General features: G+C 68.2%; 23 protein-coding genes and 2 pseudogenes. 17 read left to right on the top strand and 8 right to left on the bottom strand.

Annotated features, from left to right (window positions below):
* The first annotated feature begins 97 nt into the window (after positions 1–97).
* From RCH21_RS13560 to RCH21_RS13530, 7 genes are all read left to right on the top strand, one after another.
* Positions 98–2,938: an aconitate hydratase gene (locus RCH21_RS13560; RefSeq protein WP_326964838.1), complete on the top strand. Its 2,841-nt coding sequence runs from the start codon at positions 98–100 to the stop codon at positions 2,936–2,938.
* Between the two features lie 100 nt (positions 2,939–3,038).
* Positions 3,039–3,704: a GntR family transcriptional regulator gene (locus RCH21_RS13555; RefSeq protein WP_326964837.1), complete on the top strand. Its 666-nt coding sequence runs from the start codon at positions 3,039–3,041 to the stop codon at positions 3,702–3,704.
* A gap of 2 nt (positions 3,705–3,706) precedes the next feature.
* Positions 3,707–4,741, top strand: a complete 1,035-nt coding sequence (locus RCH21_RS13550; RefSeq protein WP_326964836.1) for a nucleoside hydrolase — start codon at positions 3,707–3,709, stop codon at positions 4,739–4,741.
* 171 nt (positions 4,742–4,912) lie between these two features.
* Positions 4,913–5,758, top strand: coding sequence for an ECF transporter S component (locus RCH21_RS13545; RefSeq protein ID WP_120149946.1), 846 nt, complete (start codon positions 4,913–4,915; stop codon positions 5,756–5,758).
* A gap of 3 nt (positions 5,759–5,761) precedes the next feature.
* Positions 5,762–6,517 (top strand): energy-coupling factor transporter transmembrane component T, encoded by a 756-nt coding sequence (locus tag RCH21_RS13540; protein ID WP_326964835.1) that lies wholly within the window; start codon positions 5,762–5,764, stop codon positions 6,515–6,517.
* Complete coding sequence (locus RCH21_RS13535) at positions 6,514–8,079, top strand: ABC transporter ATP-binding protein (RefSeq protein WP_326964834.1); 1,566 nt, start codon at positions 6,514–6,516, stop codon at positions 8,077–8,079. The genes RCH21_RS13540 and RCH21_RS13535 overlap by 4 nt, the downstream gene beginning before the upstream one ends.
* A 42-nt stretch (positions 8,080–8,121) precedes the next feature.
* Positions 8,122–8,985, top strand: coding sequence for an alpha/beta fold hydrolase (locus RCH21_RS13530; RefSeq protein WP_326964833.1), 864 nt, complete (start codon positions 8,122–8,124; stop codon positions 8,983–8,985).
* Between the two features lie 24 nt (positions 8,986–9,009).
* Here RCH21_RS13530 and RCH21_RS13525 read toward each other — a convergent pair whose 3' ends face one another.
* Positions 9,010–12,309: a DEAD/DEAH box helicase gene (locus RCH21_RS13525; RefSeq protein ID WP_326964832.1), complete on the bottom strand. Its 3,300-nt coding sequence runs from the start codon at positions 12,307–12,309 to the stop codon at positions 9,010–9,012.
* Positions 12,310–12,473: 164 nt separating this feature from the next.
* Between RCH21_RS13525 and RCH21_RS13520 the strand changes: the two genes are divergently transcribed.
* Positions 12,474–13,775: a cation:proton antiporter gene (locus tag RCH21_RS13520; protein ID WP_326964831.1), complete on the top strand. Its 1,302-nt coding sequence runs from the start codon at positions 12,474–12,476 to the stop codon at positions 13,773–13,775.
* On the opposite strand, the gene RCH21_RS13515 is transcribed toward RCH21_RS13520, so the two are convergent.
* Complete coding sequence (locus tag RCH21_RS13515) at positions 13,772–14,968, bottom strand: benzoate/H(+) symporter BenE family transporter (RefSeq protein ID WP_326964830.1); 1,197 nt, start codon at positions 14,966–14,968, stop codon at positions 13,772–13,774. The two genes, RCH21_RS13520 and RCH21_RS13515, sit on opposite strands and share 4 nt — an antisense overlap.
* A gap of 89 nt (positions 14,969–15,057) precedes the next feature.
* Here RCH21_RS13515 and RCH21_RS13510 point away from each other — a divergent pair, with 89 nt between their 5' ends.
* Positions 15,058–15,609 carry a helix-turn-helix domain-containing protein gene (locus RCH21_RS13510; protein WP_326964829.1) on the top strand — a complete coding sequence of 184 codons (552 nt, stop codon included), beginning with the start codon at positions 15,058–15,060 and terminating at the stop codon, positions 15,607–15,609.
* Positions 15,610–15,623: 14 nt separating this feature from the next.
* Here RCH21_RS13510 and RCH21_RS13505 read toward each other — a convergent pair whose 3' ends face one another.
* Positions 15,624–15,785, bottom strand: coding sequence for a hypothetical protein (locus tag RCH21_RS13505; protein WP_326964828.1), 162 nt, complete (start codon positions 15,783–15,785; stop codon positions 15,624–15,626).
* Positions 15,786–15,943: 158 nt separating this feature from the next.
* Between RCH21_RS13505 and RCH21_RS13500 the strand changes: the two genes are divergently transcribed.
* Positions 15,944–16,933, top strand: a complete 990-nt coding sequence (locus RCH21_RS13500) for an LLM class flavin-dependent oxidoreductase (RefSeq protein WP_326964827.1) — start codon at positions 15,944–15,946, stop codon at positions 16,931–16,933.
* A 220-nt stretch (positions 16,934–17,153) separates the two neighbouring features.
* Positions 17,154–17,357: a cold-shock protein gene (locus RCH21_RS13495; protein ID WP_026533290.1), complete on the top strand. Its 204-nt coding sequence runs from the start codon at positions 17,154–17,156 to the stop codon at positions 17,355–17,357.
* Positions 17,358–17,449: 92 nt separating this feature from the next.
* Here RCH21_RS13495 and RCH21_RS13490 read toward each other — a convergent pair whose 3' ends face one another.
* The gene (locus RCH21_RS13490; RefSeq protein WP_326964826.1) at positions 17,450–21,031 is read right to left on the bottom strand and encodes a TM0106 family RecB-like putative nuclease; all 3,582 of its coding nucleotides are present in this window, start codon (positions 21,029–21,031) and stop codon (positions 17,450–17,452) included.
* A 234-nt stretch (positions 21,032–21,265) separates the two neighbouring features.
* Between RCH21_RS13490 and RCH21_RS13485 the strand changes: the two genes are divergently transcribed.
* From RCH21_RS13485 to RCH21_RS13475, 3 genes are read left to right on the top strand one after another with little or no spacing between them, the layout of a single operon-like run.
* Entirely contained in the window at positions 21,266–21,724 is a 459-nt protein-coding gene (locus RCH21_RS13485; RefSeq protein WP_326964825.1) for a DUF3817 domain-containing protein, read from the top strand.
* 8 nt (positions 21,725–21,732) lie between these two features.
* Positions 21,733–22,089 carry a hypothetical protein gene (locus RCH21_RS13480; protein WP_326964824.1) on the top strand — a complete coding sequence of 119 codons (357 nt, stop codon included), beginning with the start codon at positions 21,733–21,735 and terminating at the stop codon, positions 22,087–22,089.
* Positions 22,082–22,381 carry a DUF3253 domain-containing protein gene (locus RCH21_RS13475; RefSeq protein ID WP_326964823.1) on the top strand — a complete coding sequence of 100 codons (300 nt, stop codon included), beginning with the start codon at positions 22,082–22,084 and terminating at the stop codon, positions 22,379–22,381. The genes RCH21_RS13480 and RCH21_RS13475 overlap by 8 nt, the downstream gene beginning before the upstream one ends.
* Positions 22,382–22,515: 134 nt before the next feature.
* On the opposite strand, the gene RCH21_RS13470 is transcribed toward RCH21_RS13475, so the two are convergent.
* The gene (locus tag RCH21_RS13470; protein ID WP_326964822.1) at positions 22,516–23,286 is read right to left on the bottom strand and encodes a hypothetical protein; all 771 of its coding nucleotides are present in this window, start codon (positions 23,284–23,286) and stop codon (positions 22,516–22,518) included.
* 20 nt (positions 23,287–23,306) lie between these two features.
* On the opposite strand from RCH21_RS13470, the gene RCH21_RS13465 reads away from it, so the two are divergent.
* The gene (locus tag RCH21_RS13465) at positions 23,307–23,459 is read left to right on the top strand and encodes a hypothetical protein (RefSeq protein WP_326964821.1); all 153 of its coding nucleotides are present in this window, start codon (positions 23,307–23,309) and stop codon (positions 23,457–23,459) included.
* Positions 23,460–23,518: 59 nt separating this feature from the next.
* Here the strand turns inward: RCH21_RS13465 and RCH21_RS13460 are convergent.
* Positions 23,519–23,641, bottom strand: a pseudogene (locus tag RCH21_RS13460) (carbohydrate ABC transporter permease); the annotation flags it as partial.
* On the opposite strand from RCH21_RS13460, the pseudogene RCH21_RS13455 reads away from it, so the two are divergent.
* Positions 23,636–24,279: pseudogene (locus RCH21_RS13455) on the top strand (beta-galactosidase); the annotation flags it as partial. The pseudogenes RCH21_RS13460 and RCH21_RS13455 overlap by 6 nt on opposite strands.
* 78 nt (positions 24,280–24,357) lie before the next feature.
* Here the strand turns inward: RCH21_RS13455 and RCH21_RS13450 are convergent.
* Together RCH21_RS13450 and RCH21_RS13445 are read right to left on the bottom strand one after the other, a co-directional pair.
* On the bottom strand, positions 24,358–25,386 hold the full coding sequence (locus RCH21_RS13450; RefSeq protein WP_326964820.1) for an isopenicillin N synthase family dioxygenase: 1,029 nt from the start codon (positions 25,384–25,386) through the stop codon (positions 24,358–24,360).
* A 59-nt stretch (positions 25,387–25,445) separates the two neighbouring features.
* Complete coding sequence (locus RCH21_RS13445) at positions 25,446–25,880, bottom strand: YkvA family protein (protein ID WP_326964819.1); 435 nt, start codon at positions 25,878–25,880, stop codon at positions 25,446–25,448.
* Between the two features lie 471 nt (positions 25,881–26,351).
* Between RCH21_RS13445 and RCH21_RS13440 the strand changes: the two genes are divergently transcribed.
* Entirely contained in the window at positions 26,352–26,678 is a 327-nt protein-coding gene (locus RCH21_RS13440) for a putative quinol monooxygenase (protein WP_326964818.1), read from the top strand.
* Positions 26,679–26,706 lie beyond the last annotated feature (28 nt).

The raw sequence follows: 26,706 nt of genomic DNA, 5'->3' as shown, positions 1-26,706 counted from the left end.
AGGAGGTGCGTGGCTTCGGTGTACGACTGTATACACTGGCGCAGATCGTGGAATAGACTGGGGATATTCCACAATCTCTCTGAAGGGAGCCAACGTCATGTCGACCGCGGACTCATTCGGCGCGAAGGGCGTACTCGATGTCGCCGGCGCTGAATACGAAATTTTCAGGCTAGGTGCGGTCGAGGGTGCCGAGAACCTCCCGTTCAGCCTCAAGGTCCTGCTGGAGAACCTGCTCCGCACCGAAGACGGTGCGAACATCACCGCGGATCACGTACGCGCTCTCGCGCAGTGGGATGCAGCAGCGGAACCGAGCACCGAGATCCAGTTCACCCCTGCGCGCGTCATCATGCAGGACTTCACGGGCGTCCCCTGCGTCGTCGACCTCGCAACGATGCGTGAGGCCGTCGTCGACCTCGGAGGCGACCCCAAGCGCGTCAACCCGCTGGCGCCCGCAGAGATGGTGATCGACCACTCCGTGCAGATCGACGCCTTCGGTAATGCCGGCGCCCTCGAGCGCAACATGGAGATCGAATACCAGCGCAATGGCGAGCGTTACCAGTTCCTCCGCTGGGGCCAGACCGCGTTCGACGATTTCAAGGTCGTCCCGCCGGGCATGGGCATCGTGCACCAGGTCAACCTCGAGTACCTGGCCCGCACCGTCATGACCCGCGAGGTCGACGGAGTGCTCCGCGCCTACCCCGACACCTGCGTCGGCACCGACTCGCACACCACGATGGTCAACGGCCTCGGCGTGCTCGGCTGGGGCGTCGGCGGCATCGAGGCGGAGGCAGCAATGCTCGGCCAGCCTGTCTCCATGCTCATCCCGCGCGTCGTGGGCTTCAAACTGACCGGTGAGATCCCTGCCGGCGCCACCGCTACGGACGTCGTCCTCACCATCACGCAGATCCTGCGCAAGCACGGTGTGGTCGGCAAGTTCGTGGAGTTCTACGGGGAGGGCGTCGCCTCCGTGCCGCTCGCCAACCGCGCCACCATCGGCAACATGAGCCCCGAGTTCGGATCCACCGCCGCGATGTTCCCGATCGACGACGTCACGCTCGACTACCTGCGCCTCACCGGCCGCCCGGCGGAGAATGTCGCCCTCGTCGAGGCCTACGCCAAGGAGCAGGGACTCTGGCACGATCCGTCCCGCGAGATCCGCTTCTCCGAGTACCTCGAACTGAACCTCTCCACGGTCGTCCCCTCGATCGCCGGACCGAAGCGCCCCCAGGACCGCGTGGAGCTCACCGCGTCGAAGAGCCAGTTCCGCGAGGACCTGCGCAACTACTCGAACGATCCCGAGCTGCACTTCGCGCCCGGCGGCACCGTCGACGAGTCCTCGCAGGAGAGCTTCCCGGCCTCGGACTCCCCGAGCTTCACCCCCGGCACGACCTCCTCGGTCACGGACGAGAATTCCGAACCCCGTGAGACCGTCGGGGCCGGAACCGGTGGTTCCCGCCCGTCCAGGAAAGTCAGCGTCACCATGAAGGACGGACGCGAGTTCGAGCTCGATCACGGTGCCGTGAGCATCGCGTCGATCACCTCGTGCACCAACACCTCCAACCCGTCGGTCATGCTCGCCGCCGCCGTGCTCGCCCGGAACGCCGTCGAGAAGGGCCTCGTGTCCAAGCCATGGGTCAAGACGTCCGTGGCCCCGGGCTCGAAGGTCGTCACCGACTACTACGAGAAGTCCGGACTGATCCCGTACCTGGAGAAGCTCGGTTTCTTCACGGTCGGCTACGGCTGCGCTACGTGCATCGGTAACTCCGGCCCGCTCGAGGACGAGATCTCGCAGGCCATCCAGGACAACGACCTCGCGGTCACCGCCGTCCTGTCCGGCAACCGGAACTTCGAGGGCCGTATCAACCCGGACGTGAAGATGAACTACCTGGCCTCACCGCCGCTGGTGGTCGCCTACGCCCTGGCCGGCACCATGGACTTCGACTTCGACAACGAGCCCCTCGGCCAGGACGAGTCGGGAACCGACGTCTTCCTGAAGGACATCTGGCCGAACCCGGTCGAGGTCCAGAAGGTCATCGACGACTCGATCGACGTCGAGATGTTCACCTCGAGCTACGCGACGATCTTCGAGGGCGACGACCGCTGGAAGTCGCTGCCCACGCCCGACGGCGATACCTTCGCCTGGGATCCTGAGTCCACGTATGTGCGGAAGCCACCGTATTTCGACGGCATGCAGCGCGAGGCGAGCCCGGTCGAGGACATCGACGGTGCACGCGTCCTGCTGAAGCTCGGCGACTCGGTCACCACCGACCACATCTCGCCCGCCGGGTCCTTCAAGTCGGACACCCCTGCCGGCCGCTACCTGACCGAGAAGGGCGTGCAGCGCAAGGACTTCAACTCCTACGGCTCGCGCCGCGGAAACCACGAGGTCATGATCCGCGGCACGTTCGCGAACATCCGCATCAAGAACCAGCTGCTCGACGGCGTCGAGGGCGGGTTCACGAGGGACTTCTCCCAGGCGGATGCGCCGCAGGCAGCCGTGTACGACGCCGCGGAGAACTACCGCGAAGCGGGTATCCCGCTGGTGGTCCTCGCCGGGAAGGAATACGGCTCCGGATCGTCGCGTGACTGGGCGGCCAAGGGCACCGCGCTGCTGGGCGTCAAGGCAGTCATCGCCGAGAGCTACGAGCGCATCCACCGCTCGAACCTCATCGGCATGGGCGTCCTGCCGCTCCAGTACCCCGAAGGGCAGAACGTGGAGAGCCTCGGCCTCACGGGCACGGAGACGTTCGCCGTCGGCGGTGTGACCGAGCTCAACGAGGGACGCACGCCCCGCACGGTCAGGGTCACCGCGACTCCGGCCGACGGTGGCAGCGCCATCGAATTCGACGCGGTGCTCCGCATCGATACGCCGGGTGAAGCGGACTACTACCGCAACGGCGGCATCCTGCAGTACGTGCTGCGCCAGCTCGCCAGCTAGCGTCCACGAGGTTCCGGGCCGGGGGTTTCCGCTCCCGGCCCGGACCGTCCGCAGGGCCTACCGCCCTGTCACCCGATCCACGACGAACCGAGGGGGCGACATGGCCGAGTCCGTCGAAGTGTCGGCGCGCGTGGACGGCGACACCATCTTCCGCGTCCTGCGCAGCGAGATCCTCGCCGGCCTGCACCCACCGGGGACGGCGCTGCGGGAAGTTGTCATCTCGGAGCGCTTCGGGGTGTCCCGGACTCCTGTTCGGGAAGCACTTAGCAGGCTCCAGCATGAGCGGCTGCTCGAGCGGGCCGCGCGTGGCCTGCAGGTCCCGCAGATCGACCCGCAGGAGGTCATCCAGATCTACGACCTGCGCGTCATGCTCGAGGAGGAAGCCGCCGGCCAGGCGGCCCTGAACAGGGGGGCTGCGGACCTCATGCGGCTCGAGGCCCTGCTGGAACGCGATCGAGGCGTCGTCGACCCCGATGACACGACGAAGGTGACCAACAACCTCGAATTCCACACCTCGCTCTGGGCCTCCGCGCGTAATCCGATCCTCATGGATCTCCTGGAGCGGCTCTCGACCCACCTCATCCACACGCCCCGCTCCACCCTTTCGGTGGGGAACCGGTGGCAGGAAGTGCTGCTCGAGCACGAGGCCCTCATCAGCGCCATCACCGAGCAGCGCAGCGATGATGCGAGGGCTATCGCCCGGAACCACATGGAGACGGCGCGCACCCTCCGCCTGCAGCTGCTCCGCACCACCGCGGCGGACTGACCGTGGCCGACTCCCGCCGGCGGCTCCTCCTCGACGTCGACACGGGGATCGACGACGCCGTCGCCCTTCTGTACCTGCTCGCGACGCCGGGCGTCTCCATCGAGGCCATCACCTGCACCGCGGGCAACGTGGGCGCCCGGCAGGTAGCCACCAACAACCTCGCGCTGCTCGAGCTGTGCGGGCACGCCGGCGTCGAGGTGGCCGTCGGCAGCGAGGTACCCCTCGAGATCCCGCTCGTCACGACGGAGGAGACGCACGGCGACCAGGGCATCGGCTATGCCGTCCTGCCGCCGCCCCGAGGGCACATCTCCGGGCGGCATGCCGTCGACGTCTGGCTCGAAGCGGTCCGCTGCCATCCGGGTCAGGTCACCGGCCTGGTGACGGGGCCGCTCACCAACCTCGCCCTGGCCATCCGGGCGGAGCCTGATCTGCCCATGCTCCTGAAGGGCCTCGTCATCATGGGTGGCGCCTTCAACTACCCCGGCAACACGACGCCCGTCGCCGAGTGGAACATCCACGTCGACCCGCACGCCGCGAAGGAAGTCTTCGCCGCGTACGAGGGCCTGCCGCAAGGGAAGCTGCCGGTGGTGTGCGCGCTCGAGACGACGGAGCGGATCGAGTGCACGCCGGCGCACGTCGACGCGGTCGCGCGCGCAGCCGGAGCAGGGCGGGAGCTGCTCGACCCGGACGGACCCGCAGGGACGCGCAGCAGCAGTGACAACGCCGTCGTCGCCTGCCTGTCGGATGCACTGCGCTTCTACATGGAGTTCCATCGGCTCTACGACCAGGGGTACATCGCACACCTGCACGACCTGTTTGCGGCGATGGTGGCTACCGGCGAGGCGGGCTTCGAGGAACGCCTCGCCACGGTCGACGTCGAGACGGAGTCAACGCTGACCGTCGGGCAGACCGTCGCGGACTTCGCCGGGATATGGAAGCGGGCGCCGAACGCGCGGATCGTCTCGGGCAACGAGCCGAACGCCGTCTTCGAGCTGATGGTCAGGCGGCTCTCGCACCTCGCGAGGATACACGGCTGAGCCGGGGCTCGTCCGCCCTGCGCACGCCCGGACGTGACCGGTCCTACCCGGCCCAGTCAGCCCGACCGGAGGGATACCCCGGTACACTGGAGCTGCCCCGCACTGCTGCGCGGGCGGCGCCGAGGTGACATGAGGTGCAGTTCACCTCTCCCGTCGCGCCCAAGGAATATCGTGAGTTCACCCCTGACCCTTGCCCCCGGACACAGCTCCGAGCGCCCCCGTCGCATGCTCCTCGTCCTCGGCGGAGCACTCATCCTCGCCACGTACCTGTTCCTCGTGACCGTCCAGCCGACCGAGATCGCAGGCGGGGTCGGCAGCACGGCGTCGCTCGTCTCGCTCTTCGGCTTCCTGGGCGGCGGAGCTCTGCTCGTCGGCGGAATCCTGCCGATGCTGACCACCAGCTCCCTGGTGGTCATGCCGCTCGGCATCGCGCTCAACATCGCCATCGGACAGATCGCCGGATCACTCGGAATGCAGATCTACCTCGACGCCATCGGCACGGTCCTCGTCGCCGTCCTCGCCGGCCCTGCAGCGGGCGCGGCCACCGGTGCGCTCAGCAACGCGATCTGGGGGCTCTTCAACCCGTTCGCGCTGCCGTTCGCGGCCGGTGCCGCACTGATCGGACTGCTCGCCGGCCTCGCGGCGAAACACGGGGCGTTCCGCCGCGTGTACCTCGCACCGGTCGCCGGGCTGGTGGTCGGGGCGATCGGGGGACTCGTCGCGGCACCGGTGGCGGTCTTCATGTTCGGCGCGGCCGGGACGTTCGGCACCAATGCCATCATCGCCGTCTTCCGGTCCATGGGGGACAAGCTGCTGGTCGCCGCCACCAAGCAGGGACTGCTCTCGGATTCACTGGACAAGATCGTCGTCTTCGTCATCGTGGCGCTGATCGTCTACGCGCTGCCCCAGCGTGCCGTACGCCAGTTCCCCTTCGCGCGGACCTACCGCGTCCTCGGCAACCGGAGTGGTCGTCGCGCCCCGCAGCCGACGTCCGGAATCGGCACCCCCGCCGCCTGAGCCATGCTGCGCCGCAGGATCTACAACCCCCTGACCGAACTGCTCGCCGCGGCTCTGCTCGTGGTGCTCGTCCTCGTCGTCAACCGGTGGGAGTTCTCCTTCGCCGTCCTGGTGCTCGTCGTGCTTCCCGCTGTGCTCCTGTCCGGCAGGATTCGGCAGATCAGCCTCGCGATCCTCCTGGTAGCAGGGCCGCTGCTGCTCTCATCGCTCCTGCTCCACGGGCTCTTCTACCCCGAGGGTCGCGTGATCCTCCTGGACTTCGGCGTGGCCCGCGTCACGCAGGAGGGGTTGTCCTTCGCGGCGGTCATGGGCCTGCGCATGGGCGTGTTCACCGGCGTGCTGCTGACGGTCGCCATGACGCTCGACATCCCCGACCTCCTTGCCACCATGACCCACCGTCGATGGAACAGGAAGCTCGTCTTCATTCTGGGATCCGCCGTCGGGATCCTCCCCCATGTGGCGCTGCGGGCGCGCCAGATCACCCGTGCCCAGCAGGCTCGCGGGCTCGTCGTCGGGCGTGGACCGATCTCGCGCTTCCGTGCGCTCCTGACCGTCACGACGCCTCTGGTCATCGGCCTCCTCGTCGACGCGTCGGAGCGGAACCACATGCTCCAGGCCCGCGGCTTCTCATCCTCCGTTCCCCGCACGAGCTACCTTCCCGATACCGACACTCCACGTCAGCGCTGGGCGCGCCGCGGGATGGCCGTCGCCGTCGGGGCCTTCTCCCTCCTCTGGCTCGGGGCCGGAGTGCTTCCGTGATTAGGCTGGAGAGCGAATCGTTCGTGTACGACGACGGCGTCCCGCTCCTGACGGGCGTCGCGCTCGCGGTGCAGCCGGGGGAGTACGTCGTCATCGCGGGGGCCTCGGGATCCGGCAAGACGACCCTGGCGCGGCTTCTCGCTGGGTTGGTCGGGGCCGACGCCGGGTCCACCTTCCGTGGCTTGATAACACTCGACGGGCAGGCTGTCCGCTTTCGTGGTCTGCCGACCGATCCGCGCATCGACCCCGCGGCCTGGAGCGCCGCTGTGGCGTTCGTCGCGCAGGGTGCGTGGGCCCAGCTGTCCATGATGTCGGCGACCGTCGGCGAGGAGATCGCCTTCGGCCCGTCCAACCGGGGCATGGCACCCGAGCGCCTGCGTGCGGCCGTCGACGATGTTGCAGCGGCACTGAAGCTGACGTCACTGCTGGACCGCGATCCGCGTCGGCTTTCCGGAGGGCAGCTGCAGCGCACGATCATCGCGGCGGCCGTCGTGCAGCGCCCCCGGATCCTCGTTCTCGATGAGCCGTTCCAGGGCCTCGATGAGGGTGCGACGGCGGATGTGGCTGCGGCACTCGACGCCCTGCGGGAGGGCGGGACGGGGGTCGTGGTCTGCGAACCGATGCTTCCGCGGAGCGCCCCCGACATGGCCCGTGTCCTCGCGCTCCACCACGGGCATCCGGTTTTCGACGGACTCCTCGTCGAGGCGCGCGGTGCAGGACTCCGGCGGTACGGCATCGGCGTTGCTGGTGATCCTCCCGGGCCCGATACCGGCGCGGTGCTCGGCGCATCCGGGAGCGATGCCGGATTCCCCGGCGCCGCTCAAGGGCCGACAGGATTCCCTTCCCCGGGTCCCGAACGGATCGCGATGACCGACGTCTGTTTCCGCCACCCCGTGGACAGGCGGACAGCGGGAGCTCCCGGGGACGCGCCCGCCCCGCCGGGGCTGAGCGGCGTCAGCCTGTCCGTCCGCGCGGGCGAGATCCTGGCCGTGCGGGGCGCCAACGGATCGGGCAAGTCCACGCTCCTTCAGCACCTCAACGGGCTGCACAGGGCGGACAGCGGAACCGTGGTGGTCGGCGGGGTCCCGATCCTGAACCAACCGACGGGCACCCTCGCCACCGCCGTCGGTTACCTGTTCCAGGACACGGACCAGCAGTTGTTCGAGCGGACCGTGCTCCGCGAGGTGTCCTACGGCCCCAGGGCAGGAGGACGGCCCCGGGTAGAATCCCTCCGGCGTGCCTCCGACGCGCTGGAGGCCGTGGGGCTCGGACCGGCGGGAGAAGCCCACCCGTACGAGCTGGGCTTCGTGCAGCGGCGGCTCGTGGCGCTCGCGTCCATCGTCGCCACGGGGCCGGTTGTCTGGGCACTCGATGAACCGACCGCAGGCCTCGACGAGCCCGCGCGGACGAAACTCGCAGCCCTGCTGGCCCTGCATGCACGGGGCGGTGGTGCGGTGGTGATGGCCACCCACGACGCGACCTTCGCGGAGGCAGTGGCACACCGGACCATCTGGCTCGAGGACGGCCGCATCCGCCCTGCGCCTCCTGTGCACGGCCGGTGATCGAGCGCCCGTCCGTCGGGTCCAGCGCCTAGGGTGGACGGCATGGACGTTCTGCGGGAGAGACACCGGACCATCCGCACGGCCGGAGCTGAGCTCGCCGTCTTCGAGTACGGGCTGGACCCCAGCCCTGGCGCCCCGACGATGGTCCTCCTGCACGGCTACCCCGATGACCACAGGGTGTTCCACCCGGTCCTCCGGGAACTCGCTGCGACACACCACCTCGTCGCCTTCGACACCCGCAACGCGGGCAGGTCACGGACCCTCGACGGCGCCGGCTTCAGCCTCGCGGAACTCGTCGACGACGCCTTCGCCGTCCTCGCGGCCATCGATGCTCCTGGCGGGGTGCGCCTGATCGGCCACGACTGGGGATCGATCCAGGGCTGGGCGGTCATCCAGGACGAGCGCGCCGACGGACTGATCCTCGATTACACCAGCATCTCGGGGCCGGACCTCCGTCACTTCGCCCGCTGGCTGCGGAGCCGCTTCACCAGGCCGGGATCGGTGCACCAGGGAGTGGGGCAGGTGCTGCGCAGCTGGTACGTCGGCGCCTTCCAGCTTCCCGTGCTGCCCGAGATCTTCTGGAAGCACATCATGACGCGCCGCTACGAGTTCGCTGCTCGACGCAACGTGGGATCGGATCCGATCCGCGGCCTGGCCCTCTACCGCGCGAACATGTTCACCGCGGCCGGGCCTCCGCGGCGTCGTCGCATCACGATCCCCGTCCACGTGATCGTGCCGCTGAAGGATCCGTTCCTCTCGCCCCACCTCGTCGACGGGCTGGAGGACTGGGTGGAGGACCTGACCGTGACGAGTGTCCCCGGCGGCCACTGGTGGGTGGCCTCGCGGCCGCGCGCTTTCGCGGAACTGCTCGACCCTGCACTGCGGAACCAGGACGACGGCGCCTAGCCCGGCCGGCAGCTGACCGGTGCCCTAAGCCTCCAGAAGGCCCCGGATGTCCTCCGCCGTGAGGGCGGAACTGAAGACGGCGTCGTCGTCCATCACCGAGGTGAACAGTTTCGCCTTCTGCTCCTTGAGCTTCATGACCTTCTCCTCGATGGTGCCCTTGGACACCATGCGGTAGACCATGACGTTCTTCGTCTGCCCGATGCGGTGCGTGCGGTCCACGGCCTGCGCCTCGGACGCCGGATTCCACCAGGGGTCCAGCAGGAAGCAGTAGTCCGCCTCGGTCAGGTTGAGGCCGAAGCCGCCGGCCTTGAGGCTGATGAGGAAGACGGGCGCCTTGCCGTCCTTGAAGGAGTCGATGACCTCGCCGCGGCTGCGCGTGGAGCCGTCCAGGTATGCGTACTCGATGCCGCGCGCGTCGAGCTGCTCGGCTGCCTTCTTGAGGTAGGACGTGAACTGGCTGAAGACGAGGGCGCGGTGGCCCTCGGCGATGATGTCGTCGAGGTTCTCGAACAGCACCTCGAGCTTCGCGGACGGTACGCCGTTGTGCTCCGGATCAACCAGGGACGCATCGAGGCTGAGCATGCGGAGCAGCGTCAGCGACCGGAACACGATCATCCGGTTGCGGTTCATGTCCTCGATCAGCCCGAGGAGCTTCTGCCGCTCGCGCTGCAGGTATGTCTCGTAGATATGACGGTGCTCGGGGTGCAGCTCCACCTCCAGGATTTGCTCCTGCTTCGGCGGGAGGTCCGAGGCCACAGCTTCCTTGGTGCGTCGCATCATGAGTGGGCGGATGCGCTTGCGGAGGCGTACCAGCGGACGGTTGTCGCCGATCTTCTCGATCGGCGTCCGGTAGTCCTCCGTGAACTTCCTCGGCGAGGGGAAAAGGCCCGGCGCAACGATGTTGAAGAGCGACCACAGCTCCATCAGGTTGTTCTCCATCGGCGTTCCGGTGATCGCCAGCTTGAACGGCGCATCGAAGTCCTTGGCCGCCTGGTGGACCTTGGATGCACGGTTCTTGACGAACTGCGCCTCATCGAGGACGAGGCCGGACCACGAGAGGGCCTGGTACGCCGGGAAGTCGAGCCGGAAGAGGGTGTAGGACGTGATGACGACGTCGGCGTCGGCCACCTGATCGAGGATCGACAGGCCCGAGGCGCCCTGGGTGTCGGAGATGGAGACGACCTTGAGGCCCGGAGCGAACCGGTGGGTCTCGTTCGACCAGTTCGGCACGACGGACGTGGGGGCGACGACGAGGAACGGGGACGCCAGTCCGGTGCTCTCCTTCGCGTACACCATCAGGGCCAAGGCCTGCAGGGTCTTTCCGAGTCCCATGTCATCGGCCAGCACACCGCCGAGCTGGTGCCGCCACAGGAACGCGAGCCAGCTGAACCCCTCGGCCTGGTACGGCCGCATCTCCGCAACGATCCCCGCGGGTGGCGGGGTGGGGGCGACGTCCTTGAGTTCGAGCAGCCCGCTCACGGCGTCGCGCCAGGACTGTGCCTGCTCCGTCTCCTCCGCGAGGTCCTCGAAGTCGGCCCACAGCCCCGCCTGGTAGCGGCTGATCTGGAGGCTGGATTCGGGGTCCCACTCGCTCAGGGCCCGCGCTTCCTCGATGAGGTCCCGCAACTGGTCGAAGACTGGCTGCTCGAGGGAGAGATAGGTGTTGTCGACGAGTTTGAGCTTCTTCCGGCCCTGCGCGAGGGCGCGGAAGATCGAGTCGAAGGGGATGCTGCGGCCGCTCACGGTGACCATGACGCCGAGGTCGAACCAGTCGCGGTTGTCCGTCTCTACGGTGCTGATGCGCAGCGTGGGCGTCTCCGTCAATTCACGGTAATCGGGCTTCTCGCCGACGACGTCGATCCGCACGCCGTCGAGCTCCAGGAGCCGAGGCAGCACGTCCTCCGCGAACTCGACCGCCTGCATGTCCTCGAGCTTCAGGGTCTTGAGCGCGAACGGGCCGAGCACGTGGCGCGCTGCGGAGGCGATCGCATCCTCGGCGTCCGCGTCGCGGTAGCCGTCCTCGCTGCCGGGGCCACCCCTGCGGAAGGGCCGGCGCTGCACGGTGTCGCCGAGCGGGTAGTCGAAATTCCACTCGAGGGACACGGAGCCGTCCGCGCCGTACGCGGTCGTCAGCACGAGCACGGGCGGCTCGATCTCGGGTAGCTCCACGCTGCCGTCGCTGCTGTCCACCTGGATGGACTGCCGCAGCTTCGGGTAGTAGTCCTGCAGGAACAGGGAGGTCTCCTCCTCGGGCACGAGGACGGGCCGGCCGCGCTGCAGGAGCTCGATGTCCTTCGGCGTCAACTTACGCGACGTCGGGGCGAGCGTGATGGTGTCATCCGGGGCGACCGTATAGACGCCGTGGGTGCTGATGACGTGGGCGGTGTCCGACGGATGCGGCCGGCCGTCGACGTCGAGCGCAGGGCAGAGCTGGAGGGAGCCTTCCTCTGTCCGGGTGGCGTCCAGCTTGAGCGTGGCGCGGGCGGCCAGTTCGATGGTGACGGACTTCTTCGAGCCCACGAAGGCGATGCCCAGGCGTTGCGCCTCGTCCAGCAGTTGCCAGAGCAAAGGGTTGCTGAAGTCGTCGAGGTACAGCCAGGAGTCGTTGTTGCCGAAGTAGTTCACTCCCGTGCCGCGGTGCAGGGCGGGGAATTGTGAGAACCAGCGGTGCTGGTCGGCGTCGAGCTTCAACCCGTACGTCTGGTAGCTGATGCTGCCCCAGGACAGGTTGTTCTTGATCCACTTGCCCTTGCCGTTCTGGCTGACCGGCCGGACACCAAGGCGCGTGTTGAGGGTGCGCTGCCCCTGGCGTTCCGCGGCGGATCCCCACCGCTGCACCGCCACCTCCGGGGTTCGCAGTTCGAACTGCAGGCCGAGGGGTGTCAGGGGGGCGGCGCTCCCCGTGGAGGGCTCGTCGTCGGCCTCGAGGAGGTCGGTGAGGGACGCCTGCCAGCCTTCCGGGGCCGACGGGCGGGGAGCCGAGCGCGCTCCGAGGTCGCGTTCGTGCTGCGCGAGGAGGTTCTCCGTGTTGCTCTGCAGCGCGGTGGCGGCAACATGCTTGCAGTCCGCACCCACGGGGCAGCTGCAGAAATTTTCGAGGGGGCGGAAGCGGCCGTCGCCCTTCACGCCGAGACGGAGTTTGGTCCGATAGTCGTTCGGTGCGCTGCCGCGGACCTTGCCGGTCAGGAGCTTCGAGTCGGAGTCCCAGGCGAGGGAGCTGACGGCGCCGTCCTTCGCGTAGGTCTGCCCACGCTGGAATGCAGCACCTCCCACGATTCGGATGATGTCTGTGACATCGACCATGGGGTGGCTGGAAATGGGCATAATTCCATGCTCTCACGGTGTGGTGACGCTCAGCGGCCAGCGTCGATGCACTTTCGCTATCGGCTGTCAGCCCATCGCCGACCGGCGATGCCCGTCCGGTCCCTGCCCTACTGTTAGCAAGGGGACTGATCATCAGCGGAGTGGTGGAGCGAAAGAAGGCGCACGTGTTCGAGGCAGCAAGCATCATCTATGCGGCGGCAGGCCTTGCCGTGTTCGCCGCCGCGCTGCTGCCCCGGCTGCTGATGCGCGCCCCGGTCTCCATGCCCATGGTGTTCCTCGCCGCCGGCATCCTGGTCTTCAGCTTCGCCAAGGACCTGCCCGACCCGGACCCCGTCGCCTACAGCGACGTCACCATCCACCTCAGCGAGGTGTGCGTCATCATCTCGCTGATGGGCGCCGGCCTCGCCCTCGACCGGAAGGTGGGCCGGCGCCGGTGGTCGACCACCTGGCGCCTCCTCGGAATCGCGATGCCGCTGTGCATCCTCGCGGTGATGCTCATGGGGATGTGGATGCTCGGACTCGGGCTCGCGTCCGCACTCCTGATTGCCGCGTCCCTCGCGCCGACCGATCCCGTGCTGGCCTCCGAGGTACAGGTGGGCGAGCCGTCGGAGTCCGAGGAGGACCTCGAGGCCGAGGACGAGGTGCGCTTCGGGCTCACGTCGGAGGCGGGGCTCAACGACGGACTGGCCTTCCCCTTCGTCTATCTGGCCATCCTCATCAGCACGGTCGGGATGTCCCCCTCCGCCTGGTTCCCCGAGTGGATCCTGCTCGACGTGCTCTGGCGAATGATCATCGGCTGCGCTGTCGGATTCGGCATGGGCAAGCTGCTGGCCCGCATCTTCTTCAGCTCACCGATCAAGAGCGTGCGCCTCGCCAACTACTCGGAGGGATTCGTGGCGCTCGCGGCCACATTCCTGACGTACGGGGTCACCGAGGCGATCGAGGGATACGGCTTCATCGCGGTCTTCGTCTGCGCGGTCACGATCCGTGCCGGAGAGCAGACCCATGGCTATCACGGCGTGCTGCACAGCTACATCGAGCAGCTCGAGCGACTCCTGACCGTCGTCGTGCTCGTCCTGCTGGGCGGCGCCGTTGCACGCGGCCTGTTCGAGGGACTGCGTCCGCTGGAAGTGGTGGTCGCCGTTGCGTTCATCCTCCTGGTCCGGCCGCTCACCGCCTGGGTCAGCCTCGCCCGAGGGAAGACCGGGCCATGGGAGCGGGGTGTGCTGGCGTTCTTCGGCGTCCGCGGCATCGGTTCCATCTACTACCTCAGCTACGCGCTGTCCAAGGGCGAGTTCGCGGCGGACGAATCGGCTCTGTGGCGTATCGGGGGCCTCGTCATCGTTATGTCGATCGTCATCCACGGCATCACGGCAGCTCCGGTCATCAACGCGCTCGACCGCGCCCGGCAGCGCAGGGCGCGCGAGCAGGGCGACGAGGCGCAGGCCCCGAACACGCCCGTCTAGCGATTGCGGGCGGGGAGGGCATTCCGTTCCAGGGCTGCCCGGACCACGAGCCCGCCGACCAACGCCCAGAACGCCCCGCCGATGCCGAGGACCGACAGTCCCGACGCCGCGAGGAGGAACGTCACGGCACCGCTCATCCGGCCCGTCGCCTCGCTGAACGATGAGGTCACCGCCGTCGCCATGGTGCCGATCAGTGCGAGGCCGGCCACCGCTTCCACCAGGCCGGCCGGCGCGGCGCCCACGACGACGACGAGCGCCCCCGACACCCCCGCGAGCACCAGGTAGGTGATGCCCGCGGTGAGGGCGGCAATCCACCGGCGGTCCCGGTCCGCGCCGGCGCCCTCACCGGCGGACAGGGCCGCGGACAGGGCTGCGAGATTGACGGCGTGGCCGCCGAAGGGAGCGACGGCGGCGGTTCCGACCCCGGTCACGGCCAGGGCCGACCGCCACGGTGCCCGGTAGCCGAAGGATGAGAGGACGGCCACGCCGGGTAGGTTCTGGGAGGCCATCGTCACGACGTACAGCGGCAGGGCGATGCCGATGACGGCGGCGGGATCGAGCACCGGGAGGGTGAGAGCGAGGGACGGCGCCAGGGACGACGCCTCGATCATTGTCCCGTCGAGGGTGAGCTGCAGGCCGATCACCACGAGGACCGCGACGAGTGCGAGCGGTACAGCCCACTTCGGCGCGATCGCCGAGGACACGAGCCATACGAGGATGACTGGCAGCACCAGCAGCGGGATGGTGCCGATCGACTGGAACGGTGCGAGGCAGAGCGGCAGCAGGACCCCTGCCAGCATCGCCTGCGCGAGATGCTGCGGGATCCGTGCCACGAGCCTGCCGAGCCACGGGATGGCGCCGGTGAGGGCGATCAGGACGCCCGTCACCATGAACGCTCCCACCGCGGCGGGCCAGCCGCCTGCCGGTATGGCCGCTCCGGCGAGCAGTGCGGCACCTGGCGTGGACCAGGAGAGGGTGACGGGGATGCGGTACCGGAGTGCGAGCAGGACGATGCCGAGCCCGATCACGGCGGTAAGTGCCAGCAGCCCCGAGGCTGCCTGCTCCGGCGTCGCTCCGGTTGCGCGAAGCCCCGCCAGGACGACGGCGAACGAGGACGTGAACCCGACGAGGGCGGTGACGATGCCCGCGAGCACGGGCTCGTTCACGCCGGTCCGGACGGTCGGGGTGTGCACCGCGGTCTCCTGTCCTGCAGCGCTGCTGCGCCCGCCCGGTTAGTCGGCGGAATGTTCTGTATATGGAACGGTAAGCGTAGGATGCCGGCATGCCCGAGGACAACCCTGACCGGAATGTGTCGCTGAGGAACGCAGTCGCGCGGCGTATCACCTCCCTGCGCCACGAGAAGCGCTTGTCGCTGAGCTCTCTCGCCTCCGAGGCGGGGATCGGGAAAGGTACGCTCTCGGAACTCGAGGCCGGGACGCGGAACCCCACCCTCGGGACGCTCTACGCGCTCGCGGGACCGTTGGGGGTGCCGCTCACGGGGCTCGTGGGGGACGAGGCGGGGCGCAGTGTCTCCGACGGCGTCGTCGACGCCCGGCTGCTGTCGGTGCGGACGCACGACGACGGCGGCACCACCGAGGTCTTCTGGCTCACCGTCGCAGCCGGAGGGACACGGGTGTCGCCGCCACACGGGCTCGGGACGACAGAGCACCTCCGCGTGGTGCGGGGGAGCGCGCGGGTGGGGGAGCAGGGCTCGGAACAGCTGCTGGCCGCCGGCGCATCGCATTCGTGGAGCGGAGACACCACGCACAGCTACTCGTCACCGGACGGTGCCGAGGGCGTCCTCGTCATCGAGACGCCGGGGAACGTCGCCTGATCAGGTCGAGCGTGTCAGGAGTCGCGCGCCTGCTCGAGGAGCCGCTGGATGGCCTCGAGCTCGTCACTCAGCGACTGCAGGCGGGCGGAATTGTTCTCGACGGCGAGTTCGCGGACGAGGAGGTCCTGGCGCTCGCGAAGGGCGGCTTCGGTCGGGGGCAGATCGCTGTTCGGCATGCAACAAGTCTGTCAGAGCACTCCGCGCGTCGGTGTGGGATGCGCCACGGAGGCCATGTTTCGACGTGTAGACGGAAATAGATGCGCCAAGGCAACCGTTCCCTCCACAGGTCCGCGGTTCGAACCGCCGCCAACAGCAAGAATCGAGAGGCACCCCCATGACCGTTCCCCTGTCCATCCTGGATCTCGCACAGGTCGCCGAAGGGTCCACGCCCGCGGAGACCTTCGCCTCGAGCGTAGTGCTCGCGCAGCACGCGGAGACCTGGGGCTACCGCCGCATCTGGTACGCCGAGCACCACAACATGGGCAGCATCGCGTCCTCCGCGACAAGCGTGCTCATCGCGCACATCGCCGCCCACACCTCGAGGATCCGTCTCGGTTCCGGCGGCGTCATGCTGCCCAACCACTCGCCTCTGACGATCGCCGAGCAGTTCGGCACACTGGAGAGCCTGTACCCGGGCCGCATCGACCTCGGCCTCGGACGTGCACCCGGCAGCGACCAGAACACCGCCCGTGCGCTTCGCCGTGATCCCATGGCGGCTGACAGTTTCCCGCAGGACGTCCTCGAACTCCAGGGATACCTGACGGGTGAGACGCGCGTACCCGGCGTGCAGGCCACCCCCGGCCGTGGCACCAACGTCCCCCTGTACATCCTCGGTTCCTCGCTCTTCGGTGCACGGCTCGCCGCCGCCCTGGGTCTTCCTTTCGCGTTCGCGTCCCACTTCGCACCCCAGGCACTGCAGGAGGCCGCCGGCATCTACCGCCGGGAGTTCCAGCCATCGGCCCAGGCGGACAAGCCGCACTTCATCGCCGGCGTGAACGTCATCGCCGCCGACAGCGCGAGCGATGCCCACCACGAGTTCCACGAGGCCATGCTGCGCCGCGTCACACTGCTGCTCGGCCGCGGGCAGACCTTCAGCCGGGAGGAATCCGAGGCCATCCTCGCCTCGCCGGGGGGCCAGCAGATGAGCGAGATGGCACGCTTCAGTGCTGTCGGCACGCCCGATGTCGTCCGGGACTACCTCGAGCGATTTGCAGCGCAGGTCGAGGCTGACGAACTCATCGTCGCGACCCAGGCCGGCACCACGGAGACCTGGCTCCGCTCCTTCGAACTGCTGGCCGGAGCCATGCATCCGGTCGCTGTCTAGGGCTACCCGAAAGTTACGAAAACAAGGAACTTTCGCCTCCTGCTTGCCATTACCCACCAACGTTTGGTTAAGTAGGACCCAGTTGTAGTGTTGCGCATTTGTATTTCGCGCGGTTTAGCCCTCGCGGGACAGACCGCGTCTCTGAAAAAGCGGAAAGCACGCCGCGACTGGGGCGTTCCGAAAGTCGGAGCGCGTCTGAATTTCAGAAGGATAAACAAAAATGGCAACAGGTACCGTGAAGTGGTTCAACGCTGAAAAGGGCTTTGGATTCATTGCTCCCGACGACGGAAGCGCAGACGTGTTCGCACACTTCTCCGCCATCAACGCAAGCGGCTACCGCTCGCTTGATGAGAACCAGAAGGTCAGCTTCGACACCGAGCAGGGCCCCAAGGGTCCTCAGGCGTCGAACATCCAGCCCCTCTAAGGCTCGGATTCTCCGCTAGATCTTTTCGAGAGAGGCAGGTCGGACTTCGGTCCGGCCTGCTTCGTCGTTAAGGCGCCGTGTCCCTGGTGTCCTCAGGCCTTGGTTCCGCAGAGACCGATGAACGCGCCGAGCTCCTCGAGCGCCGACGGCGTCGACGGCATGTGGTGCGTGAGCCGTGGCGAGCGGATGATGACGGCACGCCACTGGCCGCGCGAGACGGCCACGTTGATGCGGTTCCGGTTCAGCAGGAACCCGATCCCCCTCGGTGCTTCCGCCGCCGAGGATGCCGCCATGCTGACGATCACCACCACGGCCTGCTGGCCCTGGAACCTGTCCACCGTCCCCACCCGGACCTGTCCGTAACCGGCTGCGGCCAGCTCCTTCTGAACGAGCTGCACCTGGGCGTTGTAGGCCGCCACCACGAGGATGTCGGACTGGTGGAGCGGACGTTCCTCCGCTCCACTCTCCTCTGTCCAGGGGAGGCCGAGGTGCCGCTTCACCTGCTCGACGACCTCGACCGCTTCCTGGCGGGATGAGGTCGCGTTGTCCACATGGTCGACCAGAACGCACTCGATGCCGGGATCTGCGCCGTTCAACCGCCTCGCCCTCGCAGCGGGAGCGGTGGTCAGGCGTCCGTCATAGGCGAAGGCCGACACCGCGCCGCACAGCTCAGGGTGCATGCGCCACGTGTCCGCGAGGAAGTAGCCGAACTCGGGAGGCAGCGTCGCATGACCGGCCGAGAGCCAGCCCAGCGCCGACTCGTCCACCGGTTCGGGATGCGTGCCTTGACTGACCTGCGGCAGCTGCTGCGGATCACCGAGGAGGAGGAGCCTGCGGGCGGCACGTGCGACCGCCATGGTGTTGGCCAGCGAGAACTGTCCTGCCTCGTCGATGACCAGCAGGTCGAGCGACCCTGCGGGCACATTCCTGCCGGTCATCGTCCAGGCCGTGCCGCCGATGAGGCAGCCGCCCTGTGCGTCCACGAGGCGTGCGACATCGGTGTCCGACCGCTGCGTCCACGGTAGGTCCTGCTCCCCGTCCCTCGGTTTCTTCGCTACGAGGGAGTCGGGCACACCGGCTTCCATGGCACGGCACAGCAGATTGTCGACGACCGCGTGCGACTGCGCGACGATGCCCACCTTCCAGCCGCGATCCACCAGCCGTGCGATCACCTCCGCACCGACGTGCGTCTTGCCGGTGCCCGGTGGTCCCTGTACCGCCAGGTAGGAGTTCGCCAGCCGGTGCAGGGCGGCCGTGATGGCCTCGGCGTACCCTTCGCCGCCCGCGGTCACCGGGGGCAGGGAGCCGCCGTCGTCCAGGCGTGGGGGTGTGCGCCGAAGGAGATCCAGCGCCGGACCCGGGGGTACCTCGGGCAGCATGCGGCCCACCTGGCCGGCGAGCTCGATGAGCGAGGCCTGAAGGGACGTCGTCATGATGGGTTGATCGGGGGCGAGGGCTACCGGCAGCGCGGGGCGTTCCTCCGCCCCGCGCCGCAACTTCTCCTTGATGACGGCTGTGGTGAGGCCGTTCCCGTCCTCGGACAGTTCGGTCAGTTCCACCCCGAACCAGCCGCCGCGTCCCGTGCCGCCGCTGTCCGTGGTGTCGGCGCCATCGGGAACGGGGGCGTCGTAGATGGCGACGTGGGAGCCGCCGTCCCGGAAGTCGGCACCGGCCTCCAGCCGGGCTGTGACCTCCAGGGTCCGCACCGGGTTCGACCGTGGGTTCGGCTTCGACCAGTCCAGGAGCACCTCGACCGATCGGAAGGCCATGACGTCACGGGACTGCTCCCACTCGGAGGCGGGCGCCGCCAGCCGGTCGAAGTGCGACCACCAGAACTGCTTCCGCTCACGCCGGTGATAGCCGACGGCGGCGGCGACGAGGGCGATGGCCCGCTGGTCGGGTTGGGCGGCGACATCCGGCGGCAGGTCGGCGAGGTACGCCTGGAGGCGCGCTTCCTCGACGGGCAGCTCGACGGGAGCCGCCTCACCGACGTCCGTGCTGCCGGTGCCGGCGTGCAGCACCACGGACGAGGGGGAGGCGGACGGCCGGGATCCCAGGGCGAGCAGCCAGTTCCGCAACCTGAGGGTGGAGAGGCAGTCGTACCGGTTGTAGTCGCTGATGCCGGCGAGGATCTCCGCGGCAGCGCGGTCGTCGCCGTCGTCGCGCGCCGCGCAGTAGGCGGCATATGCGACCACCGAGGCGCCGGCGTCCGTGACATCGCCCGTGCGGAGAGTGCTTCCCATGTACAGGGGTTCGAGTTTCTTGAGGCTGTAGGAGCGCTCCGAGATACGCAGACTGTGCCGCACGGTGTCATACAGGTCGACGAGCACGCCGTCGCGCAGCAGCGTGTCCACGGCGTCCTCGCCGATGACGTGCACGAGGGACAGGCGCCGCAGTGCGGTCTTCTCGTATGCCGCGTAGTGGTACATGTGCAGGTCGGGGTAGTGCCTCCGTCGATCCGCCACGTAGTCGAGGAAGCGGGTGAACGCCGTGCGTTCCTCAGCCCTGCTGTGGGCCCAGAACGGACGGAAGTGCGGTTCACTGGAAGCGCCTGAGCCACCGACCGGTTCCTCGACAACGCCGAACAGGTACTCGAGGCCCCAGCTCCCGTCGACCGGATCCTGCCAGAGCGGGTCACCCTCGAAGTCGAAGAAGATGTCACCGGGACTCGGTTCGGGCAGGGCGGACAGGGTGTTCTGCGGGAGCACCCGGTAGGACAGCGTGTGCTCCGTGCCCTCGGCGTCCTCGTAGGTCACCCCGCCGTCGACCTCGCCGAGGCCGACCTGCAGGCGCGCCTGGTCCTGCAGCCGGGTGAGCGCCGTATCCTCGGGCCGCCGCGGCATGGCGGCGAGCTGACCGATCGTCGTGATGCCCTCGCCGTGGAGCCTCGCCCTGCGATTCCCCGTCATCGATGCGACGAGCAGGAGGTCCCGGGTGGCCTCGACCCGCTCGGCACAGTAGTCGCACCGCCCGCAGGCCGGAACAGCAGGATCTCCCCATACCACCGGGTCGGGCTGGTTCCGGTGGTCGTCCACGAGGTCGAGAAAACGCGTGCGGCGCTCCCGGAACACCGGGAGGAGGTCCGTGAGGCTGTGCGTGCTCCTCGTGCGGTCCCCGAGCACGAGGGTCACCTTGGGCGATGTCGGGATTCCTGCTGCCTGCAACTGATCGCCGTAGGCCGCGAGCTGCAGCAGGGCGCCCACCTTCGCGTGACGCGCGAGCTTGGTATCCCATACGGCATAGGCGCCGTCCTCCTGCCGGACGAGGAAGTCGGAGCGGCCGTGGAACCTGCCGTCGAAGAAGGCCGCCTGGAACACCACCGACGCCCCGGAGCGCAGCGCGCGGACGGACTCCTCGTGCTTGGCCTCCAGGGTGGTGCGTGCCATGGACGCCGCGGGTTCGACGTCGTACACGCCCGTTGCATTGTCGGGTGACCACCGGCCGTGCTGGGCGATCAGTTCGTTCAGCACCCTGTGCTCGTGCACGTCGCCGAGGTGGGCGGCCCGCTGCAGCATCTCGTCCGCGGCGAAGGAGGCACGGGGTGTCCGCCCCAGCTTCTCGTCGAGGACGCGGAGCAACCGGTAGCCGCACTCCGACGCGGTGACGAGGTCCGTCGCGGAGAACACCAGGTCCGGGCGGGCTGCGGGGCTGCCGGTGTCATCGAGCAGGAACATGGGCTGACAGCCTTTCGTCGGGAGGAACAAGTGCACCATGCACCACCGACGCTCGTGTGACGGAGGTCTCAGGAGCGGGGCATGTGGAGCCCGACGGCGGGAACGACGTCGTTGTCGAGGACGCAGGCGGACGCAACGACAGTAAGGATACGCAGCATGTCCCGGGCCGGCGGCAGCGGCCCTTCGGCAGGGATGGAAGAATTGGCATGACCGACCACCGACCAGGAGCACTCCATGAACCCCCGCACGCTCTTCCGCACCGTCGCCGTCGCGGAGGCGGTGACCTGGGCCTTTCTGCTGCTGGGCATGTTCTTCAAGTACGTCACCCGCACCACCGAGGCGCTCGTGCCGCCTGCGGGCGCGGTGCACGGCTTCGTGTTCCTGTGCTTCGTGGTCGCCACCCTCTTCATCTGGATCAACCAGCGCTGGTCGATCGCAACGGGCCTGCTCGGACTCGCTTCCGCGATCGTCCCGTTCGCGACCGTCCCCTTCGAGCGCTGGATCGAGCGCCGTGGCCGGCTGACGGGCAGTTGGCGCCTCGCTCCGGGTGCCGAGGCACCGAGGAACTCCGTCGAGACGTTGCAGGCGTGGGTGCTGCGGAGTCCGCTCGTGGCCCTGCTGGTCGCGATCGTCGGCATCTCCGTGGTCTTCTCCGTGCTGCTGCTCGTCGGGCCTCCCGGGTCAGCGAGTTGAGGGGGGACATGAAGGATCTTGCAGGCACCACGGATGACGAACGATTCTTCCTCCACAGCGGACGTCGCTGGCGCAGGACCGATCCGTCGCTGCCCGACGACATCCGGGCGCGTCTGATGTCCCACCTCGGCCGTGGCCGCTCGGGAGTGCGTACCAGTGCCAAGGGCGACGACGGCGCAGCGCTGCCGCGCGCCCGGCGCACCGTGCAGCTCGCGAAGGAGGGGCTCGGTGAGCGGGGAACCCCCTGGTGGGAGCAGTCGCAGGCCGAGCGGACGGCGCGCTGGACGGCTGCGTTGGAGGAACTCGACGCGCTGCACCCGAAGCGGCCTGACAGCGCCATCCGCAAGCGTCCCGGCGATGCCTGAGCAGGTGTCCGATGCTGACCTTCGTGCAGAGATCCTGCGGATCGCCGAGCAGCGGGGGAGCAGCAAGACGCTCTGCCCGTCCGATGCTGCCCGGAGTATCGGTGGTGACACCTGGCGGGAGCTCATGCCCTCGGCCCGGCGCATCGCCTTCGAGCTCGCCGCAGAGGGACTCGTCGATGTCACGCAGCACGGCGACCGTGTGGAGTCCGACGTCCGAGGGCCCATCCGGATCCGCTGGGTCGACGAGCCGGCGCGGGAAGGACTCTCGCTGACGCCCTCGGAAAGCCCCTGAACGTAGGACGGTGTTGATCGATCGCGTGCGGCATGCGGTCCCTGTCACCGGAACCCTTCCGCGCACAGCAGCCGCCGTGGACACTGCTCGGAGTGCCTACGGCGGCTGCTGGTGACATGCGGGCTGCGGGGCGGTTACGCCTTGGCGGTGCTGCGTCGCACGGCGTAGGTACCGCCGGCTGCAGCGAGCACCAGGCCGCCGCCGAGGGCGATCAAGCCGGCCGGGTTCGAGGAAGACTCGGTGGCTACACCGGTGTCGGCTCCGCCGGATGGCATCGCTCCCATCTGGGTCTTCACGAGCGTGCCGCACAGCGCAGGCGACGTGGCCCCGAGGGGCAGGTCCGGAGTCAGGTCGCTCGGCGCGTTGAATGCCTCCGCCGTTGCCGGCGTCGTCGCCGGATCCAGTCCGTGGACGTTGACGACCGCGGTGCCGTTGTCGAGCGCAGCCATGGTGGGGGCGTCGACGGTGAAGGTGCGCTGGATGGTGTAGGTGCCACCCTGACCGCCGAGCTGCAGGTTCAGGGCTTCGGCAGGAGTTGTCGGGCCCGAAGTGGTGATCGTGGCGACGATGCCTCCGTAGGCGGGGGCGCTCTCGGTGACGCTGATGATGCCGTCGGCGTTGGTGTCATTCGCCGGGGTCGGGCAGACGCCGGCTGATCCACCATGAATGTGCTGGACGTGCGGGTACGGGGCGTCCATGAAGGTCTGGGCGAGCCCTGAGACCTGCAGGTTGATGGTTCCCTGGTCACCGACGACGTCCAGTGTGACGGTGCCGGTGCCCGTGGTGCCGTTGAGCTGTCCGAGGGTCGAGGAGTAGGTGCCGTCGGCGGCCATGGCGGGGGCACCCGACAGGGCGACGGCGCCCAGGGCGATCATGGGTACTGCGAGGAGGCTCTTCTTGTTCATCAGTCTGAATCCTTCACTGTGTGATCGGAACGGATCCCTCATCGGATCCGCATCAGGTGGAACTCGGAGCGCTTCGTCGCATCGAACGGCTGTCCCGCGTGGTGGATCCCGATGGTGCTGCCGCGGGTAGCGCCCTCGGTCCCATCCTGTCCCGGCACCGTCGCACGCAATAGCAGCGGCGATGCCCGGACCGGCCCCTTTACAAACGGAGGATCCTCGGGGTGGTCGAGGGCTACTGGCCGCCGAGTCCCGACGTCGCGAAGCCCTTCACGATCTGCCGCTGGAACAGCATGAAGACGATCAGGAGGGGCAGCGCCGCGAGGATGGCGCTCGCCATGGTCTGCGCGTACTCCACGAGAAGGTCTTCGAGGAGCGCTTCCTGTACCACGCGGACCGGCTCGGGTACCTGGTGTGGGGGGGAGTTCGGGGACTGGGGCGTCTCGGGTGCCGGGGCGGTCGGACACAACCAGGCGCCGACGGCGAGCTTCATCACGCAGTGGCTACGCGCACCGCGTCCTCGACACCGACATCTACGACTCCCACTCCTATGAGCAGGATCCGGCGACGTTCGCCCTCGAGCAGGGCGGCCTCGCGCGGAACGAGCCCTTCCTGAACCGCAACCACAACGGCAAGGACTATTCCGTCGCGTACAGGGGCCAGCCCTTCTTCGTCTCCGAATTCGGGGGCATCTGGTGGAACGAGGAGGAGGCGGCCCACGCCGTCTCCGGCGACGACGAGTCCGAGTCCTGGGGCTACGGCCAGCGTGTCGCCGGCGAGGAGGACCTGTACGTGCGCTTCGAGGGCCTGTGCTCGGTGCTCATCGACAACCCGGACATGTTCGGGTACTGCTATACACAGCTCACGGACGTGTTCCAGGAGAAGAACGGCATCTATACCTTCGACCGCGCGGCGAAGCTCGATATCGCACGTATCCGGGCCATCCAGGACCGGGTGGCCGCGATAGAACTGGCGTCGCTCACGGCGGACGCATAGGGCAGCAGGGCCTCGGGGAGATGACGACGGCGGCACCCGCGCAGGTGCCGCCGTCGTCTGCCGTTCGCTGCTTGCCGCCTACTTCGCGGCGAGCTCGGGGTGGTGGAGCTCGGTGACGTCCGGGTGCGCGCGGACCCGGCCCTTCAGGACGTTCGACCCGTAGGAGGACAGCATGGGGTTGTCCGGGTCGTCGGAGATGCCGCGCGCCGCCGCCCGCAATTCCTCCGTCAGTGGGACCGGTTCGATCACGGCATCGAGCCTCGGCGACCAGAAGAATGGGATGGCATAGCGATCCACACCCGGTGCCGGAGACGTGACACGGTGGATAGTGGCCGCGAGGTAGCCCTCGGTGGCCACCTCGAGCATCTCGCCGAGATTGACCACGAGCGCGCCGGGGATCGGCGTGACCGGAACCCACTCGCTCGCGCTGTGGGGGAGGACCTCGAGGCCACCGACCTCGTCCTGGAGCAGGAGTGTCACGAAGCCGTAGTCGGCATGGGCTCCGACGCCCTGGGACCCCGCTCCCTCCACCACGCCGCCGACGTAGTGGACGAGCTTGGCCATCCAGGCGGGTGTCCCCTCGAAGGGCTCGGCGAAGTAGTCCTCGGGAAGGTGGAGGGCGACGGCGATGGCCGAGAGAAGTTCCGCGCCCACTTCGGACATCAGTGCGGCCCAGGCCATGGCCTGGGTCTCCAGCTCGGGCAGTGCCTCGCGCGGCCACAGGTTCGGGCCCTGGAGCAGCCAGTACGGCTCGTCGTCGGGGTAGTCGGCAACGGGCTCCCGCTCGGGGGAGAAATCGATCTGTTCGCGTGCGTCGGGGCGACCGCGCGTGATCTCGGTGCCGAGTCCTGCGTAGCCGCGGAAATGGGGGGAGGTGCGGTTGTGGATCGCCAGGCGTTCCTCGAGGGGGAGGTCGAAGAAGCGGCTCGTCACGGAGAAGAGGTCATCGACCTGCGTGGGGGCGGCACCGTAGTTGACGATGTGGAAGAAACCGACGGTGTGGGCGGCGTCGCGCAGCTCCTCGATGAACTCCGGGGTGAAGGAGCCATCGGCGGAACGTGCGGTACTGAGGTCAAGGGTGGGGATCGAACCCGGAGTGTGGTGCATGCGCAGGAGATTACGCCCGGTGGAAAGCACCGACCCCGTTTGCGTTACGCCATATTGCGTCACACATCATCAGGATCATGATCAGGCCCCCCAAGTCCGGCCAGTGCGCGCACGGCACGAAGGCCGCCGTCGGAGCCGGGCCAGTGGCGCTGCAGCGCGTCGGGGCCTGTGCGCCTCACCACCGCCCGGAGCACGACGGCGATCATGACGACGTCGTCCGCGTACCCGATGACGGGCAGGAAGTCCGGGACGAGATCGATCGGCAGGATCAGGTAGATCACGAGTCCGCCGAGCATGATGCGGTTCAGTCGGGGTAGTGCGCGGTCCGCTGCGAGGCGCCGGATCAGCCTGAGGAGGTCGGGTCCGAAGCGGAGGGCGTCCGTGAGGGAGATGACGTCCGGGTGACGCCGGGCGTACAGGGCGAGGCCCAGCAGGAACAGGGCGTAGGCGAGCAACACTGCGATGACGGCCTGAATCACGATCTGCCAGTCCATGCGCGCCCTCCCGTCGTCGTTCGTGTGCCGCGAGTGCTTCGCCAGACCCGTATGGTCCGCTCAGTCGGCTGCGCGCGTGTGTTCCTGCACCTCGCGCGTCTGCCGAAGCGGTTCAGTTTGCTGCGTTCATCCGCTCCCCAGGGTGAGAATCAGTGAAGGTGTCCGAGAACACCGTATCCAATTCCACGCGGGACGCGTCGATCTGGGTGGCACAAGAGGCCGGTGGCGTGAAATTTCGGGAGGACGCCGCGTGGACGAGGAGCCGCTCTTACCCGGGGATCGCGCTCGTGCGCCGTCCCGTCGGTCCGGTCCCCGCCACCGTGTCACTCGTGGCTCATGACGATGCTCTACCTCAGCCTCTCGATAGGACAACAGCTCTCCACAGGTGCGGTTCGGCCCTGCGTCGGACGTCGGAAGCACATAGGTTGGGACATACCGAAGCGCAGCACCTCCACCGGAAGGCACCATCCCATGATCTTCATCGTCGTCAAGTTCGCTGTGAAGCCCGAGTGGAGCGACCGCTGGATCGACCTCACGCGGGACTTCACGGAGGCCACGCGTCAGGAGCCGGGCAACCTGTGGTTCGACTGGTCCCGCAGCGTTGAGGATCCGAACCGATTCGTGCTCATCGAAGCTTTCCAGGACGACGCCGCAGAGGCACATGTCAACAGCGACCACTTCTCCCAGGCAATGCAGGACATGCCGCAGGCGCTCGTCGAGACGCCGGAGATCATCAGCGAGCGAATCGTCGCAGAGGGTTGGGGCCGCATGGGGGAACTGACCGTCGACCCTGCATAGCAGGAATACCCTGCAGAGCAGGAATGAG

Origin of the sequence: Arthrobacter sp. PL16 (assembly GCF_035985055.1) — a bacterium.
GTDB lineage: Bacteria > Actinomycetota > Actinomycetes > Actinomycetales > Micrococcaceae > Arthrobacter_D > Arthrobacter_D cheniae.
Note: the sequence above shows the minus strand (reverse complement) of the source record. Positions and strands in the feature narration are given on the sequence as shown.

Bases quoted from the DNA above. Each gene is read 5' to 3' on its own strand.
- RCH21_RS13560 (WP_326964838.1), top strand. From the start codon at position 98: ATGTCGACCGCGGACTCATTCGGCGCGAAGGGCGTACTCGATGTCGCC.
- RCH21_RS13555 (WP_326964837.1), top strand. From the start codon at position 3,039: ATGGCCGAGTCCGTCGAAGTGTCGGCGCGCGTGGACGGCGACACCATC.
- RCH21_RS13540 (WP_326964835.1), top strand. From the start codon at position 5,762: ATGCTGCGCCGCAGGATCTACAACCCCCTGACCGAACTGCTCGCCGCG.
- RCH21_RS13530 (WP_326964833.1), top strand. From the start codon at position 8,122: ATGGACGTTCTGCGGGAGAGACACCGGACCATCCGCACGGCCGGAGCT.
- RCH21_RS13525 (WP_326964832.1), bottom strand. From the start codon at position 12,309: ATGCCCATTTCCAGCCACCCCATGGTCGATGTCACAGACATCATCCGA.
- RCH21_RS13510 (WP_326964829.1), top strand. From the start codon at position 15,058: ATGCCCGAGGACAACCCTGACCGGAATGTGTCGCTGAGGAACGCAGTC.
- RCH21_RS13505 (WP_326964828.1), bottom strand. From the start codon at position 15,785: ATGCCGAACAGCGATCTGCCCCCGACCGAAGCCGCCCTTCGCGAGCGC.
- RCH21_RS13500 (WP_326964827.1), top strand. From the start codon at position 15,944: ATGACCGTTCCCCTGTCCATCCTGGATCTCGCACAGGTCGCCGAAGGG.
- RCH21_RS13495 (WP_026533290.1), top strand. From the start codon at position 17,154: ATGGCAACAGGTACCGTGAAGTGGTTCAACGCTGAAAAGGGCTTTGGA.
- RCH21_RS13490 (WP_326964826.1), bottom strand. From the start codon at position 21,031: ATGTTCCTGCTCGATGACACCGGCAGCCCCGCAGCCCGCCCGGACCTG.
- RCH21_RS13485 (WP_326964825.1), top strand. From the start codon at position 21,266: ATGAACCCCCGCACGCTCTTCCGCACCGTCGCCGTCGCGGAGGCGGTG.
- RCH21_RS13480 (WP_326964824.1), top strand. From the start codon at position 21,733: ATGAAGGATCTTGCAGGCACCACGGATGACGAACGATTCTTCCTCCAC.
- RCH21_RS13475 (WP_326964823.1), top strand. From the start codon at position 22,082: ATGCCTGAGCAGGTGTCCGATGCTGACCTTCGTGCAGAGATCCTGCGG.
- RCH21_RS13470 (WP_326964822.1), bottom strand. From the start codon at position 23,286: ATGAACAAGAAGAGCCTCCTCGCAGTACCCATGATCGCCCTGGGCGCC.
- RCH21_RS13450 (WP_326964820.1), bottom strand. From the start codon at position 25,386: ATGCACCACACTCCGGGTTCGATCCCCACCCTTGACCTCAGTACCGCA.
- RCH21_RS13445 (WP_326964819.1), bottom strand. From the start codon at position 25,880: ATGGACTGGCAGATCGTGATTCAGGCCGTCATCGCAGTGTTGCTCGCC.
- RCH21_RS13440 (WP_326964818.1), top strand. From the start codon at position 26,352: ATGATCTTCATCGTCGTCAAGTTCGCTGTGAAGCCCGAGTGGAGCGAC.